The 16997-nt window shown below is 60.8% G+C and carries 18 protein-coding genes; 9 read left to right on the top strand and 9 right to left on the bottom strand.

Going from position 1 to position 16997, the window contains the following annotated elements; all coding sequences use genetic code 11:
- Positions 1-303 precede the first annotated feature (303 nt).
- From AB6N07_RS07985 to AB6N07_RS08000, 4 genes are all read right to left on the bottom strand, one after another.
- A complete protein-coding gene (locus AB6N07_RS07985; RefSeq protein WP_370677274.1) occupies positions 304-756 on the bottom strand; it encodes an N-acetyltransferase family protein in 453 nt (150 codons plus the stop codon).
- Between the two features lie 270 nt (positions 757-1026).
- The gene (locus tag AB6N07_RS07990) at positions 1027-1455 is read right to left on the bottom strand and encodes a hypothetical protein (RefSeq protein ID WP_370677275.1); all 429 of its coding nucleotides are present in this window, start codon (positions 1453-1455) and stop codon (positions 1027-1029) included.
- A gap of 19 nt (positions 1456-1474) precedes the next feature.
- Entirely contained in the window at positions 1475-1903 is a 429-nt protein-coding gene (locus AB6N07_RS07995; protein ID WP_370677276.1) for a hypothetical protein, read from the bottom strand.
- 307 nt (positions 1904-2210) lie between these two features.
- Complete coding sequence (locus AB6N07_RS08000) at positions 2211-2831, bottom strand: TetR/AcrR family transcriptional regulator (protein WP_370677277.1); 621 nt, start codon at positions 2829-2831, stop codon at positions 2211-2213.
- Positions 2832-2916: 85 nt separating this feature from the next.
- Here AB6N07_RS08000 and gap point away from each other — a divergent pair, with 85 nt between their 5' ends.
- The 3 genes from gap to AB6N07_RS08015 all read left to right on the top strand — a co-directional run bounded on the left by gap (position 2917) and on the right by AB6N07_RS08015 (position 6745).
- Positions 2917-3918, top strand: a complete 1002-nt coding sequence (gene gap, locus AB6N07_RS08005; RefSeq protein ID WP_370677278.1) for a type I glyceraldehyde-3-phosphate dehydrogenase — start codon at positions 2917-2919, stop codon at positions 3916-3918.
- A gap of 169 nt (positions 3919-4087) precedes the next feature.
- On the top strand, positions 4088-4657 hold the full coding sequence (locus AB6N07_RS08010) for a GNAT family N-acetyltransferase (protein WP_370677279.1): 570 nt from the start codon (positions 4088-4090) through the stop codon (positions 4655-4657).
- A 567-nt stretch (positions 4658-5224) separates the two neighbouring features.
- Positions 5225-6745: an ABC-F family ATP-binding cassette domain-containing protein gene (locus AB6N07_RS08015; protein ID WP_370677280.1), complete on the top strand. Its 1521-nt coding sequence runs from the start codon at positions 5225-5227 to the stop codon at positions 6743-6745.
- A 35-nt stretch (positions 6746-6780) separates the two neighbouring features.
- Here AB6N07_RS08015 and AB6N07_RS08020 read toward each other — a convergent pair whose 3' ends face one another.
- Together AB6N07_RS08020 and AB6N07_RS08025 are read right to left on the bottom strand one after the other, a co-directional pair.
- Positions 6781-7242 (bottom strand): hypothetical protein, encoded by a 462-nt coding sequence (locus AB6N07_RS08020; RefSeq protein WP_370677281.1) that lies wholly within the window; start codon positions 7240-7242, stop codon positions 6781-6783.
- Between the two features lie 112 nt (positions 7243-7354).
- Positions 7355-7507, bottom strand: coding sequence for a hypothetical protein (locus tag AB6N07_RS08025; RefSeq protein WP_370677282.1), 153 nt, complete (start codon positions 7505-7507; stop codon positions 7355-7357).
- A gap of 565 nt (positions 7508-8072) precedes the next feature.
- Here AB6N07_RS08025 and AB6N07_RS08030 point away from each other — a divergent pair.
- From AB6N07_RS08030 to AB6N07_RS08040, 3 genes are all read left to right on the top strand, one after another.
- On the top strand, positions 8073-9008 hold the full coding sequence (locus tag AB6N07_RS08030; RefSeq protein WP_370677283.1) for a hypothetical protein: 936 nt from the start codon (positions 8073-8075) through the stop codon (positions 9006-9008).
- A 237-nt stretch (positions 9009-9245) separates the two neighbouring features.
- The gene (locus tag AB6N07_RS08035; protein WP_370677284.1) at positions 9246-9719 is read left to right on the top strand and encodes a MarR family winged helix-turn-helix transcriptional regulator; all 474 of its coding nucleotides are present in this window, start codon (positions 9246-9248) and stop codon (positions 9717-9719) included.
- Positions 9716-10855 (top strand): FUSC family protein, encoded by a 1140-nt coding sequence (locus tag AB6N07_RS08040; RefSeq protein ID WP_370677285.1) that lies wholly within the window; start codon positions 9716-9718, stop codon positions 10853-10855. Before AB6N07_RS08035 ends, AB6N07_RS08040 begins: the two co-directional genes overlap by 4 nt.
- Before the next feature lie 21 nt (positions 10856-10876).
- Here AB6N07_RS08040 and AB6N07_RS08045 read toward each other — a convergent pair whose 3' ends face one another.
- A complete protein-coding gene (locus AB6N07_RS08045; protein ID WP_370677286.1) occupies positions 10877-11770 on the bottom strand; it encodes an AraC family transcriptional regulator in 894 nt (297 codons plus the stop codon).
- Between the two features lie 97 nt (positions 11771-11867).
- Here AB6N07_RS08045 and AB6N07_RS08050 point away from each other — a divergent pair, with 97 nt between their 5' ends.
- Complete coding sequence (locus AB6N07_RS08050; RefSeq protein ID WP_370677287.1) at positions 11868-12632, top strand: SDR family oxidoreductase; 765 nt, start codon at positions 11868-11870, stop codon at positions 12630-12632.
- Positions 12633-12786: 154 nt separating this feature from the next.
- On the opposite strand, the gene AB6N07_RS08055 is transcribed toward AB6N07_RS08050, so the two are convergent.
- A complete protein-coding gene (locus AB6N07_RS08055; RefSeq protein ID WP_370677288.1) occupies positions 12787-15168 on the bottom strand; it encodes an SIR2 family protein in 2382 nt (793 codons plus the stop codon).
- Between the two features lie 116 nt (positions 15169-15284).
- On the opposite strand from AB6N07_RS08055, the gene AB6N07_RS08060 reads away from it, so the two are divergent.
- On the top strand, positions 15285-15407 hold the full coding sequence (locus tag AB6N07_RS08060; protein WP_370677289.1) for a hypothetical protein: 123 nt from the start codon (positions 15285-15287) through the stop codon (positions 15405-15407).
- A gap of 162 nt (positions 15408-15569) precedes the next feature.
- Here the strand turns inward: AB6N07_RS08060 and AB6N07_RS08065 are convergent, their stop codons facing one another.
- The gene (locus tag AB6N07_RS08065) at positions 15570-16541 is read right to left on the bottom strand and encodes an NAD(P)-dependent alcohol dehydrogenase (protein WP_370677290.1); all 972 of its coding nucleotides are present in this window, start codon (positions 16539-16541) and stop codon (positions 15570-15572) included.
- Between the two features lie 72 nt (positions 16542-16613).
- Here AB6N07_RS08065 and AB6N07_RS08070 point away from each other — a divergent pair, with 72 nt between their 5' ends.
- On the top strand, positions 16614-16982 hold the full coding sequence (locus tag AB6N07_RS08070; protein ID WP_370677291.1) for a winged helix-turn-helix transcriptional regulator: 369 nt from the start codon (positions 16614-16616) through the stop codon (positions 16980-16982).
- Positions 16983-16997 lie beyond the last annotated feature (15 nt).

Raw genomic sequence — 16997 nt, forward strand, 5'->3', positions numbered from 1 at the left:
CTGTGCTTGCCGTGCTCACGGACAGAAAGTCCGCTCCGGTTCTCGAAAGTCACGCCAGCCGACTCGCCGGAGCGAATTTCCGACCGGTCTCTTGGAACACTCTCCGGCAGAGTAAATCTTCTGTCAGCCAGCTAAGCCCTAGTGGAGCGAATTTGACATTTGAGTCCCGCCTGACATAAAGCTCGCGGTCAAATGTAAAATTCAAAAGCTCCACTAGAAACAATAACTTGCTAGTGGTTCTTATGACTCCGACATTTGCTCCGAGGCCTATATCAAGCGGATGCAAATGTCGGAGTCGAACCACTAGAGCTTCAGCTTCATGCCCTCGTGGCTGGCAACGAACCCCAGCCGGGCATAGAAGGCGTGGGCGCGGGCGCGGCTTTTGTCGGAGGTGAGCTGCGCCGAGCCGCAGCCGCGATCGCGGCACTTGGCGATGGCCCATTCGATCAGCACGCGGCCGATGCCGGCGCTCCGGCGCTGACTGGCGACGCGCACGCTTTCGATCTGGCCGCGCCACGCTCCCTTGCGCGACAGGCCGGGGATGAAGGTGATCTGCAGGCAGCCGACCACCGCTCCGTGGTCATCGGCGACGACGAGCAACTGATTGGGGTCGCGGGCGATGGCCTCGAAGGCTGTGAGGTAGCCGGGGTTGAGCGGGGTGCCGGTGTCCTCGCGGGCGCTGCCGAGATCGTCGTCGGCGAGCAGGCCGACGATGGCCGGGAGGTCGTCGCGCGTTGCCTGTCGGATATCGAACATGGGGGCTCCGTTGCTCGCGGCTCAATCATGCATGGCGGACGATGTCGCGCAAGCGGGTGGTGGAGTTCTATATAGGCCGATGAGTTTCATCCTGCCCGAGGTTCCCCGCCTTCGCGGAGGAAGACAGTTTTATATATATGAAACAAATGCATAGCCGCTCGCGTGGCTTCCCGTAAGTTGTCATCCTGCGCTTCAGGCGCAGGACCTCGGGCCGAAAGGGGCGATGGGCTCAAAATAGTGCTCCCCCATTTGGCCCTTCCGCACCCCGCGTCAGCGGATTGCGCCCATGGCCTTGAGCCGTTCCATGCGGACACGAACAACCTCGTCCCAGGCGAGGCGCCAGATCTTCTTGCCAAGTTCTATTGAAAAGTCATCGACTTTGGAAACGGGCATGCCATCCGCCCTGGCGCGCATCTGGAACAACAATGCTTCTGCCTCGCAGTCCCGCATGCCTGCAAGGATCGGCACATCCAGGTCGTCGTTCTTGAACCATTCCTTGTTGTCAAAAGCCCGCTTTCGCGCGTGATCGACGGCGCAGTCCACGTAGGTCTGGGCTTCCGGATATTTGGAGGCCGAAGCCAGTTGGATTCTGGGCGACGTAACGCACGATGTCAGAGCGAGGCAGCCGGCCAACGCAAAGCCGGTGATACCGAGTTTAGCCACGAAAATTCCCCCGAATTTGATCCCCACGGTCGCCATATCCGCCGCGGCGCACGCGTCAGCGGACTTTGCCCTCGGCCTTGAGCTGCGCCAGACGGATACGAGCAATCTCGTCCCAGGCGAGGTCCGAAGCTTTCGTTCGAAGTTCTATTGAAAGGTCGACAATCTTGGTATCGGACAAGCCATTCGCCCTGGCGTGCGCATCGAACTCCTTCTGGATCGGCTCGCAGTCGCCATAGGTGTCGATGAGTACGGAATCGATACCCTCGTTTTCCAACTGCTTTTTGTTGGAAATAGCCCGCTTCCTCGCGTGATCGATGAAGCAACTCATGTAAGTCTTGGCTTCCGGATAATCGAAGGCGGACGCAAGGTGAATGCCGCCCGTCGTGTTGCACGATGTCAGCGCGAGACAGCCGGCCAGCGCAAAGCCGGTGAAACCGAGTTTAGCCACGAACTTTCCCCCGAACTTGATCCCCACGGCTGCCATATCCACGGCTTCCCCCGCAGCGGCAACCTATGAACCAAACAAATTCAGGTTTGCATAGTCCGTTGATTCAATCAGATCGGGTGTCGTTGTCGTTGTCGTTGGTGTCGAGCCGGGTATGATGCAAGGAGGCCGCCCTATACGATCCGCTCGTATCATCCTGCCTGAGGTCCTCTGCCTTCGCAGAGGATGACTGGTAATTTATATAATAAAAACAAATAGATAGATTGTCATCCTCCGCGCAGGCGGGGGATCTCGGACCGAAAGGGGCAAGGGGCTTTTATAAGGCTCCGCCAACCCCTCCAAACTCTCACGCATGTCCCGCCGCCTTCAGCACCAGCGCCACATGGGCGTGGGCGATGGCGAGCAACTCCGGCCTTGGCGTGCCGGCGCGGGCTCTGAGCGCCAGCGAGTGTTGCAGCGCGGCGAGCATGGCGGCGAAGCCCTGAACATCGGCACCCGGTGGGATGTCGCCGGCGTCGGCGGCGATCGTCATCCGTTTCAGGAACAGGGCATCGGTCTTGCCGACGGCGGCGGCCAGTTCGGCGCCGATCTCGGGGTCGGCGGCGGCTTCGCCGGAGATGACGCTGAGCACCGGGCAGCCGAGCGGTTCGCCGTCGTTGGAATGATAGGCGGCGATGATCTCGTCGAAATAGTCGCTGAGGCCCTTTTGCAGCGATGGCTCCTCGAACAGGGCGCGCCGCCGCCGCTCGGCCGATTGTTCCGAATAGTGCCTCACGGCCTGGCGGTAGATCTCCAGCTTGTTGCCGAAGGCGGCGTAAAGGCTCGGCCGCGCCATCTTCGTGGCGTCCGACAGGTGGTCGAGTGAGGTCGCTGTGTAGCCGCGCCGCCGGAATTCGCCGAGCGCCGCTGCCAGCGCTTCTTGCGGGTCATACTCCCTGGGCCGGCCCCGGGTGGGTTTACTTTTCATTTTGTACCGCTTCGCAAGAAATGAATTGCTGCTCCATTTTATGCGATCTAGTATGAAAATGTGAGAGGAAAAATGGAGATCGAAAATGGCTGACAAAATTCGCATCGGCATCAATGGCTTCGGCCGCATCGGCCGTATGGTTTTCCGCGCCGCCGAGGGGCGCGACGATCTGGAAGTGGTGGCGGTGAACGACCTGTTGCCGATCGACCATCTCGCCTATCTCCTGAAATACGACAGCGTGCACGGCGCCTTTGCCGGCGAGGTGGCAACCGAAACAGGCGCGCTTCTGGTCGACGGCCGCAAGGTGGTGGCCTTCGAGGAAAAGGAACCGGCCGCCATCGGTTGGGGCAACGCTGGCGTCGATCTGGTGATCGACTCCACCGGGCGCTTCCTCACCACCGAGACGGCCGAGGGCCACATCAAGGCCGGCGCCAAGAAGGTGGTGCTGTCGGCGCCGCCCAAGGACGACACGCCGGTGTTCGTGATGGGCGTCAACGCCACGCGCTATGATGGGCAGGCGATCGTCTCCAACGCGTCGTGTACCACCAACTGCGTGGCGCCACTCGCCAAGCTGATGCACGACCTCTACGGCCTTGAAGAGGCGCTGATGCTGACCGTGCACGCGGTCACCGCCAGCCAGAACCCGGTCGACGGCGTGGCGCGCAAGGACTGGCGCTTCGGGCGTGGCATATTGGGCAACATCATTCCCGCCACCACCGGCGCGGCGCGCATGGTGGGCAAGGTGATCCCCGAGCTGAACGGCCGCATCAACGGCATGGCGGTGCGCGTGCCGGTGGCCGACGTTTCCATGGTCGACCTCACCTGTCGCCTTCGCACCAAGGTGTCCTACGCCGAGATCTCCGAAGCGATCCGCGAGGCGGCCTCCGGCGCCTATCGCGGCATCCTGCAATGGTGCGACGACCCGGTGGTTTCCACCGACCTCACGGGCAACCCGCACAGCTCGATCTTCGACGTGAAAGCCGGCATGCAGACCTCGGAAGGCCTGACCAAGCTGATCGCCTGGTACGACAACGAATGGGGCTATTCGAACCGGTGCCTGGATCTTGGCAAGCACGTGATGGGGTAAGGGCCTCGGATCGAAAAGGGCGAGGGGCTCGTAAGGCTCCCCGCTTCTTATGCTATTTCCTTCCGACATCCGTTGACCTTACGGCCCTATCTGGCGTTCGATGCCGGTCGGATCGCTGCCGCGCGTTCGGCCGCGTCCGCCCGGCCGCAGCAGCCATGGGGCAACACGAATGATGACATCCGCGAAGGTCCCGGTTCTCGTGACGCCGACGCTCGAAGGGCTCGGCGGCTATGAGGACGCGCTCGCCAGGGGATGGTCGCCGGACCCGAGACGCATGGGTGATGCCGCCTATGTCGAGGCCGAACTCAGCGATCTCCGGAAAGACCGGATCGGCTATCTCGACAAGATCCTGGGGCACCCGACGCCGGGGCAAGCCCCCTCGCCAACGGCGCTGATCAACCACGCGCTCTGGATCTCCGACGGCGAATTCGCCGGCAAGGCCGACCTGCGCTACGTGCCCGCCACCGGCGCGGTGCCCGACAGCGTTCCGGGCCACGTGGGCTATTCGGTGGTTCCGTGGAAGCAGGGCAGGGGCTACGCGACGGCGGCGCTCAGGGCGCTGATGGAACTCGCGGGAGCCAAGGGGCTGAGGGAGCTTCAGATCCTGTGCAACGTGGAGAACGTGGCCTCAAAGGTGGTGATCGAGAGGGTGGGCGGGGAAGTGGTTCATGTGGGGGCACATGCTTCGGATCGGGCGGAGCAGGAGAAGATTTATTATCGGGTGAGGCTGTTTGGGTGAGGGCGGGCTCTTCTCGTGCCTCACGCTTGGTATATCTTTCCGTCTTCATTTGCGACGCGACACGGGCTGTCTTGCAAGAGCTTCATTCTCGATCCGACTACGCTCACTCAAAAGCGGGGCTGCTTGAGCTTGCGAGATTGATATTCGATATCTTTAGGATCGATATTTCTCCGCTCGATCGGCTGGAGCACCACCCGAGCGTGGTCGCTTTCGGCTGGTGGCAGAACGACAGTCCGCTCGTGGCCGTGTTGGCCGTGGCCACCTCTGATTGCGCTGAGAAAAAAGCGGTGATATTCAGACCCTGTGCTTGAGGAGAAAGGAGGGGTCACATGCATGCTTTTCATATCCGGTCACACCGGACATATGGTCCCGTCTCTGCCCTGCAAATGTGTTTGCAGGGCTGACCAGAGGCCTTTTCTCGATCATCTCCTGGTCTGCCCTTTGTGAGCCGTAGCGCCGAGCCTTTCGCTCGTGCCCGCTGCGATCTCCCATCCGCCGCGCATCACGCATCGCATCGGCCGCGCGCCCGCGATGCCCTGGTGCTGGCTTCAAGACCAGAGACCTGACATGAGCCTTCTCAACCTGCGCAATCTCGGCGTGACCTTTACCAGCCCGCTGTTTTCCTCACTGAATCTGACCGTCAATGCCGGCGACCGCATCGGCATCGTCGCCGCCAACGGCCGCGGCAAATCCACCTTGATGAAGTGCATCATCGGGACTTGCGACCCCACCGAGGGCGAGATCACCCGCGCCCGCGGCCTGACCATCGGCATGGTGGAACAGGATGCGCGGCCGGCGCTGATGGCGGCGACCTTCCGCGACGCGGTGCTTGACGCGCTCTCGGCCGACCACATCCACAGCGAAAGCTGGCGCGCCGACGTTGTTCTGGACGGGCTGGAGGTGCCGGAGGCGCTGCGCGAGCGGCCGCTCAAGGCGTTGAGCGGCGGCTGGCAGCGGCTGGCCTTGATCGCCCGCGCCTGGGTGAGCGAGCCGGACGTGCTGCTGCTCGACGAGCCCACCAACCATCTCGACCTCGCCAAGATCGCGCTCTTGGAGAGCTGGCTGAACGCCTTGCCGCGCGACATGCCGGTGCTGCTGGCCAGCCACGATCGCGCCTTCCTCGACGCGGTGTGCAACCGCACGCTGTTTCTGCGACCACAGAATTCCCAGGTGTTCGCCCTGTCCTACAGCCGGGCGCGGCTGGCGCTTGACGAGGCGGACGCGGCCGATGCCAGGCGCTACGACCGCGATATCAAGACCGCCGACCAGTTGCGCCGGCAGGCGGCCAAGCTGAAGAACATCGGCGTCAATTCCGGCAGCGACCTGTTGGTGGTCAAGACCAAGCAGTTGAAGGAGCGGGCCGAGAAGCTGGAAGACGCAGCCAAGCCCGCCCATCTCGAGCGGTCGGCCGGCGTCATCCGGCTCGCCAATCGAGGCACCCACGCCAAGGTGCTGGTGAGCCTGGACGACGCGGTGGTGACCACCCCGGACGGCACGCTGTTGTTCCGGACGGGCAAGAAGTTCATCTGCCAGGGCGACCGGATCGTGCTGCTCGGCCGCAACGGCACGGGCAAGACCCGGCTTGTGCTGATGCTGCGCCAGGCGATCGCCGATCCGTCCGTGTCGGTGGACGGCATCAAGGCCACGCCCTCCCTGGTGCTGGGTTACGGCGACCAGGCGCTCGCCGATCTCGACGACCGGCAGAGCCCGCACGACACCATCACCCACCGCTTCGATGTCGGCGACCAGCGCGCCCGTACCCTGCTGGCCGGCGCCGGCATGACCATCGAGATGCAGGCCCGACCGGTGGCGGAGCTGTCTGGCGGGCAGAAGGCGCGGCTCGGGCTGCTGGTGCTGCGGCTCAAGGAGCCGAACTTCTACCTGCTCGACGAGCCGACCAACCATCTCGACATCGACGGACAGGAAGCGCTTGAAAGCGAACTGCTGGGCCACGGCGCAAGCTGCCTGCTGGTGTCGCACGACCGCAGCTTCGTGCGCGCCACCGGCAATCGCTTCTGGCTGATCGACGGCCGGAAACTGATTGAGACGGACAGCCCGGAGCCGTTTTTCGAGGCGGCCGGCGCCTGACGAGCCCGCCCCGGACCTCTACCGGGGCGGGCCATCTACATCGCCGAATAGCCCTCGGTGTCCTGGGGAATCCCGAGGTCATCGAGGGGGATGGAGAACTCCGTGTATCTCTCACAGGCACGGTCGGAAATCCGCTCTGTGCCCCGCAGCACCACCAGGCCGGACGTCGCCGTGGCACCCACTCGGCCGCTGCCCTCGCTTGTATAGACGATGTAGCTGTGGTCGCTGTTGGTGAACCGCAGCTGGTACTCCATGCCGGCGAACCGCTGGGTCATCTGGAAGACGTTTCCCGAGGCGGGGATGCCGACGATCGACAGCTCGTCGTGGGTGGCGGTTCCGTAGTGATAGGTGAGCCGTCCGTCGGCCAGCGTCACGGAAGCGGTCTTCTTGCCGATCGAGCAGGTGAAGATAGTCGTGGATTTGTCCTCGGCGTGCAAGGGCGAGGCAAGGCCGAGGGCGATCAGGGCGCCGAGTGCCGGCAGGATCATGGACTTCATGCGTCCCTTCCTTCACCGCGCACTGTCGGGCTGGGCGCCGGAGAGGGGCGCGTCGTGACCTCCGGCGCGGGGAGGGCGAAACGCCGCGCCCCTGCCTAGGCGTTGCACTCCTTCAGGAGCCGCGCAAGTGCGCTTGAGCCGAGACGGCCTTGGGGTCCGCCTCGCGGATCAAACCGCGCATGCGCTGCAGCGCTTCGCCCCGTCCGTCGCCGAACTGGGTGAGCTTGGCGTCAACCCGGGCGGACGGCGAGTTCCGATCTGTCATGGATGATCCTCCGTTGCGCGCGGCGGTACCAGCATAGCATCGCGTCCCCGAGGGGCGGAATGCGCCCGATCCGTGCCAAATAGACGGAATGTGTTTCGATGCGAACGCGTATCGGAACGTGGGCCCCCTAGACGCGCTTCGGAAATATTTTCTTGACAAAGTGAACAACTTAAGGCTGCATGAGTATGTGACATTGCGAGGCAGTAGCGTTGTTGCAGTTCCCATGGGTAGAAGATTGCGCCTCTTGAGGCGAGAGCAAGGTGACTCTCAGTGCCTTCGGCGGTGGAAGGGTGCGGCCAGCCTTTCTTCAACTGGTTTCTCCAATCGACAAACCAACCGGGTTTTCCGGCGGTGACGTCGAAGCTATTAAGCGTTCAAAAGTCATAGAGAGATCTAGCCGAAGGTGTGCACGGAGTTTTCTGAGTGCATGTCACTTCGTCGTGAGGCAAGCGCCGTGCCTCTTGGCTCTCGAGATAATGTTGATGAATTTTCGTGCGTCTTTGGGATGTCGCCGTTGCTCTGAAATCGTTCCGGGCGACTGAAACGCCGACTGGGGGAGGTCGACATGGCTCATTATAAACTAAATGTTGCCGTCGTGGCGTCGGTGCTGTTGCTGTGCGGGCCGGATATCGCGAGTTCCGAGACGTGCGACGGCCCGGCGGTAAGTGGAATTCGCGGCCTGGCGAAGGCTCATGCTCTGGCGGATGGTTCGCTTGCGGGGAAAGGCAAGGTCAACATCAACATTGACGGATATGGGCGCGCTTACCATCCTCAGAATGCGCGCGCGGGCGCGCTTATCCATCTCTGCAATGCCGGCGAAGTGTTCTTGCCTGATGGGACGCATTATTACGGGTCGGAAAGTAACGCGACTTGTACCGGTAAGTTCATGGCCGACTTTGCCAAGATCAAGGCCGCGAAATGGAATAGTCCGGACGTGGGAGCCATCCGATGGTTTGGTATTCTAGGCGTGGACAGCGTGACGGTCGGAGGGCAGAAGGTAAAGGGCGTGAAGCCGGTCGAACAAGCAGATGGGTCGGGCTTCTTCGTTTCTCCAACGACCTTGGCCGATGAGACCGTCCACGATCAGGCGGTACAGTCGCGCTACGTGCATCCCTTGAGAGTACCGGCGGCGGTGATCGGCAACCAGCGGGAGCTGTCCGGCCGTGGCATCGTCATGGGATCATTCGGTGTGGCATATGATCCGAAGACGCAGCGAACGGTTCCTTTCATTGTCGGGGATTTCGGCCCGAGGATCGGCGAAGCCACGCCCGCGCTCGCCAGATCCTTGGCGAACCTGCCAATCACCGACGACGTGACCCGAAACAACCGATATGCCGGGCAGGTCGATGCCCCGCGCGTCGTCTGGGTGTTCTTTGGCAAGACGGGGGGCACGATCAAGTACAAACAAGATCGCGAGACGGACGTGAATGCCGCCGCCAAGGATGCCTTCCAAAAGTGGGGCGGACAGACGAGACTGGCTTGTGTCGCTTCGGCTCTGTAGGCTGCCTGTAGGTCCGACGGAATAGATCGGAGCGAGGGTCAGCCTGACGTGGCTCTCCCAACCCACCTAGTCCCTCACGCCCCCGGCGCGTACCTCCCCGCCAGCACGCCAGCACGCCTTGAGCAAGCGATGGTGAAGGTGCCGGCGGGCATGTCCGACGCGGCGGCACCTCCGGCAGCTGCGCTTCATCCTTATAATTTGATTTGCAAACCAAACTATAATTGCTACTAAAGTCGCATGCTTAAAGAGACGATCTCCCCTCGTTCCGTGTTCGGAATTCGCTTTTCCCTGCTGGCTCGGCGCTGGCGGCGGCAGGTTGACGCTCATCTGGCCGAGGTTGGCCTGACGGATGCCACCTGGGTGCCGCTGATCCATCTTCGCCAATCCGGCGGTGGCATCACGCACAAGGAGCTTGCCGCGCTGGTGGGGGTCGATGTCTCGAGCCTCGTGCGTGTTCTCGACATTCTGGAGCATGGCGGGCTGATCGAACGGCATCGCGACGAGAGCGACGGGCGCTGCCGGCGCATATCGCTGACGCCGACCGGCGAGCAACGGGTGACGGAGATCGCAGAGGAGCTGGCGAGGGCGGAGGAGGCGATGCTGGTCGACATGTCCGACGCCGACCTCTCGGCGCTGCTCGCGCATTTCCGGACGATCGACCGGCGCATGACCCGCCTTGAGGACGACAAGCGGAAGGCTGCGGAGCAATGACCGTCCCCGATCTTGGCGCTCCCACGCCGATGGGCCGCATCGCCGCGCTCACCCAAGTGCTGCGGCCGCATCAGGTGCGGGCAAGTCTCGTCCTCGGCAAGCAACCGTCTTTGCGCATTTCGGCCCTGGCGGGCCTTCAGGCGGCGGCGGCCGGCGCGGTGGCCCTTCCCATTTTCTATGTTTCCCCCTGGCCGCAACTGATCGGTTTTGCCGCTCTCGGGGCGATGGTGGCGCTGTTCGGCCGGTTCTCGGCGGCCAATCGGCGTGGCCGGATTTTGCTGTGGTGTGCGCTCTGCCAGAGCCTCGCGGTCTTCGTCATGTCGGCCGTCGCCTGGACCGGGATGGCGCTGCCGGCGCAGCTCGCCCTTCTTTCGCTCGGCTGCGGCGTCTTCTTCTTTGCGGTGGTTTCCGGCGGGTTCGGCCCGCCGGGGGCGCTGATCTTTACCTTTGCCGCCGGTGCCGCCATGGCGCCGCCCGATGGCTTCCACGAGGTGCTCGGGCGAACCGCCGCGACGGGCGCGGTGGCGATCCTGGCCTGGGGCATCTGCGCGGCAAGCGAGGCTTTGCGGCGCCATTCGCCGGAAGCGCCGGCCCTGCCGGTGGATCAGCTCCGGCCGCTGGGGCATCGCCTGATTGCCGCGCTGCGCATTGTCGTCGGCGCCGGTATCGCCATTTTCGCAAGCCACGCACTGGGCGTCGCACACCCCGTCTGGGCGGCGATGGGGACGATCGCCGTCATGCAGGGCGCCTATCTCCACATCAACATGCACAGGGCCCTGCAGCGCATGGTCGGAACGGTGGTGGGCGCCGCGTTCGCCTGGGTGTTCCTGCAATTTTCGCCGTCGCCCTGGGCCGTCATGGCGGGTGTGGTGGTGCTGCAGTTCGTCGCCGAGGTGATCATCGGCACCAACTATGGCCTCGGGCAGATCGCGGTGACGCCGATGGCTCTCTTGATGGTGCATCTGGCGTCTCTTGGCGCCGCCGGGCCGGAAATGGCGGCCGAGCGCGTCATCGATACGTTGCTGGGGGCGGCGGTCGGTATCGTCATCGCCATTGTGTTTTCCACCCTCGACGAGCGGCACTATCTCGCTCTTCAAGCCGCCGAGCGCCAGAAGAGGCGGGCACAGCGGCCGTAGGTCATCGCCGAACGCCGCGCCTCACGCCCCCCGCGCATACTTCCCCGGCGGCACGCCAACATGCCTTGAGAAGGCGATCGTAAACGTGCTGGCGGAGGCGTAGCCGACGCGTTCGGCCACCTCAGCGACGCCGCCGTCGGCGCGGCGCAGCATGTCCTTGGCCAGCGCCATGCGCCAGGCGAGGAGGTATTCCATGGGTGCGACGCCGACGACGCGGCGGAAGCGTTCGAAGAACACCGAGCGGGAGAGGCCCGCTTCCTTGGCCAGCTCCGGCACCGTCCAGGGGCGCGTCGGGTGTTCGTGCAGGCGGCGGAGCACTGTTGCGAGGCGTTCGTCGGCAAGGCCCCGGATGAGGCCGGGGGTGGTGGAGGCGCCGGGCAGGGCGCGGAGCGCCTCGATCAGCAGGATCTCCAGGAGATGGGCCAGGATGACGTCGCGGGCCGGGCGGTCGGCGCGGGCTTCCTCGTCGACCAGCTCCACCAGGGTGGCGAGCCGGGCCTGCCCGCGCACGTGGATGAAGCGCGGCAACAGCGACAGCAGCAGGGCGGCGTCGGTCGAGCCGAAGGCGCAATAGCCGACGGCCATGCGCGCGTCGGCCGGCCCATCCGGCCGCCCGTGCCGGTAGTGGCGCGGCCCCAGCTCCAGGTGGCCGGTCGGCTCGCCCGCCGGCGGCGGTTCCAGGCTGGACATGGTGAAATCGTTGGCCGAGGGCAGCAGCACGAAGTCGCCCTGTTCGAGAATGATCGACGGCTGGTCGCCAACGGTGAGGCGGCAGCGTCCCTCGAGCACGGCGCAGTAGAAGGGGCGGCCGGCATCCGAGCGGGTCACGCGCCAGGGTCCGGCGGCGCTGGCCAGCTTGGAGAAGGAGGCGCTGGGCTGCAACAAGGTGACGACTTCGGCGAGGGGGTCGGTCATTTCAGGACTTTTGCAAAAGGAATGCGGACTATGCATTGTAGATCGTCTTGGGTCGGCGGTCTATTGTCCTGTCATCGGCAAAACGAGAGGACATTCCATGAAGACGGTATTGATCACCGGCTGCTCCACCGGCTTTGGGCTTGAGATCGCCCGGTATTTTTTGGAGCGGGACTGGAACGTGGTGGCCACCATGCGCCAGCCGCGCGCCGATATCCTGCCGGCCTCCGAGCGGCTGCGCATTCTGCCGCTGGATGTGACGGACGCGGCGAGCATTGCCGCCTGTGTCGCGGCGGCCGGGCCGGTCGACGTGCTGGTCAACAACGCCGGCGTTGGACTGCTGAACGCGCTCGAAGGTATTCCAATGGAGGCGGTGCGCCTTGCCTTCGAGACCAACGCGCTCGGCACCATCGCCATGGCAAAGGCGGTGCTGCCGCAGTTCCGGGCGCGAAAGTCGGGTGTCATCGTCAACGTCACGTCGACCGTGACGGTGAAGCCGCTGCACCTTCTGTCGGTCTATACGGCGACCAAGGCGGCGGTGAACGCCTTCAGCGAATGCTTGGCGCTGGAAGTTGAGCCGTTCGGCATAAGGGTGCGCATCGTGCTGCCGGGGCGGGCGCCGGAGACCTCCTTCGGCGAGAACCATCGCAAGCACATGCAGTTCGGCATCCCCGAAGCTTATGCCGACATCGCCGAGGGCGTGTTCAGCGAGTGGCGCACCTATCCGGCCGATCAGGTGACCCATGTCGGCGACGTGGCCGAGGCGGTGTGGCGGGCGGCGACCGATCCGGCTTGTCCCATGCGCCTGCCGGCCGGGGTGGATGCCGTCGCGGCGATGCGGGAGGCTGGGAACGTGCTGGCGTAAGTAGTTAGCGGCCGGCGACACCTCTCCTGGCTAGTCCCTGCCGAAACCCACCGACGAAGTTCGAAAGCTCCCACCACGGATGAGAACATCATTTCTGCAGGGAAGCTCATCCCCGCTTGTAATTAAAGGCGGACCAATACGAACTATATTTTCATTAATGCTCGCATTCAGTCGCTCTGCCAACCGCAGAAACCCTGGCTTGAACGTCACCTAGTAACTTCACCAAACGGCGTCCGGCTCCTGGCCTCTTAACTTCTTCTTCTAGCCAAATCTTAGCTCTTTGTAACATTTCATAGGTCTCGTCATCTTCATATCTGTCATCGAGCTTCATGGCAAATTTCGCATAATACTCAGCATGAGACTGTTTTCTTCTGTCTGATTTGTGGCATACTTCTAGCGTTTTCATACTATCGAAAAGGGAGTCTCTGACATATATTTCATCGTCTTCAAAAACGTTGATATTGGCCTCGAACTTTATGCGGGCTTGTGTATTCCGGATCGTGAAAATCCTTCCGCCAGAAATGGTGACCGCTTGGTCAATGCAGTCAAAGGCATCCCTATACTTTCCCTTCTGCGCGAGGTATAGTGCGCATTGTTGCTTTATATAAGGCTTCGACTTTTCGAGTGGTGAAAATTCAAATAAGTCATCATATATTTGCAAACCATCCTTCCAATTTGGGAAAGCTCTAGCAAAAATCTCGTTCCGAAAAGCGCCTCTCTGGAAGACATCATAATGGGGTATTTTTACCATTGATATGTTCCGGAGGACATTTTCGACTACAGTCCTCAGAACGTCTCTAGGTGACTCGTCTATGGCTGCCTCAGCAAAAACTTGAGACCTTACGGCAAAATAGTCTTGGTCGCTTGAGGAGAATGCTCCTGAATACTCCCGGACCAATGCCCCCAAATGACTTAAGAGGCCATATATTTGCTCGATTTTGAACCCCTGCAAACCGCAGTATGACGACACGGCATCAAATGCGGCAGGTACCCGGCTTCTATGGAAATAGGAAATGAGAACAAATAGCTCCCCATATATGTGATCCTCTCGAGAAAGATCGGAGAATATTCTTTTTACTCGGTCCGTTAAATTAGCGTCCGTTACGCAGTAGCTGATGATATCAAAAACCGATACTGAATCGTGCCTGCTTTGTATTTCTCGTGTCTTATCAAGACTAACGAGATTTTCTGGGATCTTTGTCAGTACAGTCTGTTGGTCACTTTGCGATAGGTCTGAGCAATCATACACAAAAAAGTTGTCCATATTCAGCTTATGGAACCCAAACTCGTAGTAATAATCCCTGTCTGCTGCTATTAATTGAATGTTTTTGTTTTCTTGTATCACAGCCACCGAGTCTGCAGAATCAAAGACGTTATCCCAAAAAACTTTTACGTGTCCGGTAGAGCACGATCTCGAAAGTATCTCGGCCTTTGCCGTATCCATATACCCAGAAACATATAGTACAGATGATCTATAGTCGGTTTGGGTGCATGCCAGCAATTTCAGAAGAGTCGTTTTTCCGCAAGCAGGTACGCCCTTTATTAATATATTTCGGCCAGAAGCAATTATATTTTCAAGAATCTTTACATGAGAGGTGTTCGCGGCCCTACGCTGGAATATGTCATACCATGTGGGCTCGGCACCCTGGTAAAACATTACAGACTCGCGAACTGGAACCTGTCCAGCAGAAGGTATAACGTATTCTTTAAATAATTCACCTATTCCTTTTGACGCTGAATTTAATCTAGTAGGTGTACTAGAAAGAGTCTGGTAGAATTCCAGGAACGAAGAAGTATCGGCATATATTATATTGAACTCAAGGGCTCTGAAATATTCTTCGTTGTCTATCTCATTCGGGTCAAGTATTATCCACATTCTATTTGACGATTTTCCTTGAGATTTTATAACATTGTTTATTGCTTGGAGCGTTCCAGAATCCCTTAAACCATAACCCCAAAAAAGAGTTGGTTTTACGGAAAGTAGATGAGATAAATAGTGCCATAATTGAGGCTCCGCGCCGAATGCTGAAGCGATCTCTGTGGCTCCAAATACGAAGTCTCTATTTTGATGTAGGACGCATCCATGAAGTGCAAAGTAATTTATAACTCTTGAGTCGTTCGGATTCGCTCCTGTCAGGAAGACATCGTGTATATATTTCTCACCAGATGCTTCAACGACTTTGAACATTAAATCGTCTATATTCGTCGTGAATATGTTTTCTATATTTGTTCTTATTATGGAATTGTATCTATCATCATAATTTACTACTGTAAACGAACGTGTACAATAGTCTCGAAATTCCTCAAGCCTTTTTGACTTAATTATAGTGCATAGTAGGGGAAGTTCCATCGCCTGAGGCAGTTTTAAGTCTTTGAATTTGCTTTTTAAGCGTTCGCAAAGCTGTCCTCCTGTCGGAAGCTTGTCGCTTTTGGAAGACGCCAGGACTGAAAAACCTGCCCCGATAAATAGATTATACCCATCACTAAGAGCATTCCTGAATAGGTGTTCGAGCTCTATGTTTACTGGATTAGTCATGATGTGCCCCGAGTTTGCCGAAGCAATCTAGACGCGCGGACTACAACTGACAATGTCGTATTAAGATCGTCCATAAGCATACGGCGCGCTTGGAAATGTTGCCTGTGGTAACAGACGTGACGCATATGATGTATGCCGCCGATGTGGCTGAGGTAGAGTGGCGGGCGGCGACCGATCCGTCGACGCCGATACACCTGCCGGCTGGTGTCGATGCCGTGGCGGCGAAGAGGGCGGCCTAGCGCGTGATGGCTTAACGAGCCCGGCGGACGGAGTAATCGGGCGGTGAACACTGAAGCGGGAGAGCATGACGGCCGCCCGTTTCACGCATGCTGCGGTCCCCTCAGAGCGCTCTGCCAGAGCCGGCGTGATGACCCGTTGCCCCTTTCGGCCGCCGCCGCCGGTCATTCCATCACGATCACCGATTTGCCGGCAAGCCGGTTGCCCGCTTCGAGGGCGCCGATCAGGGCGATTGCCTCGGACAGGGGCGCCGTGCGGCTGATCGGCAGCGTGAACTGGCCCGCCACGGCCAAGTCGACGATTTTTTGCAGGATGGCGGGGTTCAGCACGCCTCTGACGAAGCTGTGTCGGCGGGAGATCAACGATCGGATCAGGTTGCCGGCGGTCGGGTCGATGTCCACCGCGACGCCCGAGCGCTTGGTCAGGAAATCTTCCTCCGCCGGGGTCAGGCTGCCGTGGCAGTCGAACACGACGTCGAAGGCGCCTTTCAGCTCGTCGGGCAGCGGTTGGGTGTAATCCAGCACCCGCGCCAGCCCGCTGTCGGCGAAATCGGCGACGGAGGCGGGCCCGACGCGGCCGGTGATGGCGGCCCCGTATGTCCTGGCGATGGCGATCGCCGCCTGTCCGACGCCACCGGATGCGCCGTTGATGAAGACCGACTGGCCTGTCTTCAGCTTGCCGCCCTCGATCAAGGCGCGCCAGGCGGTGACGCCGACGGTGGGCAGGGTGGCGGCGGCGGTAAAGGACAAGCCGGCCGGTTTGCCGACCAGCAAATTCGCGGTGGTGAGCGCCGTCTCGGCAAAAGCGCCCGGCTTCATCATCGACACCTGGCCCAGCACCTCGTCGCCACGGGCAAAGCCGGTGACGCCGCGACCGACCGCCTCGACGACGCCGGAAAAGTCCATGCCCATCGCCCGAGGAAAGCGCCTGCCCATCATGAACTTCATGAAGCCTTGGCGCAGTTTCCAGTCGAGCGGATTGATCGAGGCGGCCTTGACGCGCACCAGAAGTTCGCCCTTGCCGGGGGCGGGGAGGTCGTAGGCCTCCAGCCGCATGACCTCCGGCCCGCCGTAGCGATGATACTGGATGCGCTGCATGTCGCTCTCCTGGTCGGCAAGACCGGATCTATCGGTCACAAATATTGACCAGCACTAGATATGTGACTACAAAATGCGCCACAAGAACGCATATTTTCAGGACCAGGTCATATGGATGTGCCCGCGCAGCCCGACGCTGCCACCGATTGCAGCGGCGTCAGCGAGATACTCAACCGGGTCGGCGACAAATGGACGATGCAGGTGGTGGTCACGCTTCGCGACCGGCCACGGCGCTTCAATGACCTCAAGCGTCAAGTTGGCGGCATCTCGCAGCAGATGCTGACGCGCACCCTCAAGACGCTGGAGCGCGACGGCATGGTCGTGCGCACGGTCTGCCCCACCACGCCGCCGCAGGTGGACTATGCCTTGACCGACCTCGGGCGGTCGCTGTCCGAGCCGGTGCGCCAGTTGGCGGAATGGGCGGCCGGGCATCTCGGAGCCATCCGGGACAATCGCTCGCGCTACGACGCCAACCGTTGAGGCTGAACGAGCTGG

The organism is Pleomorphomonas sp. PLEO (assembly GCF_041320595.1).
Taxonomy (GTDB): Bacteria; Pseudomonadota; Alphaproteobacteria; order Rhizobiales; family Pleomorphomonadaceae; genus Pleomorphomonas.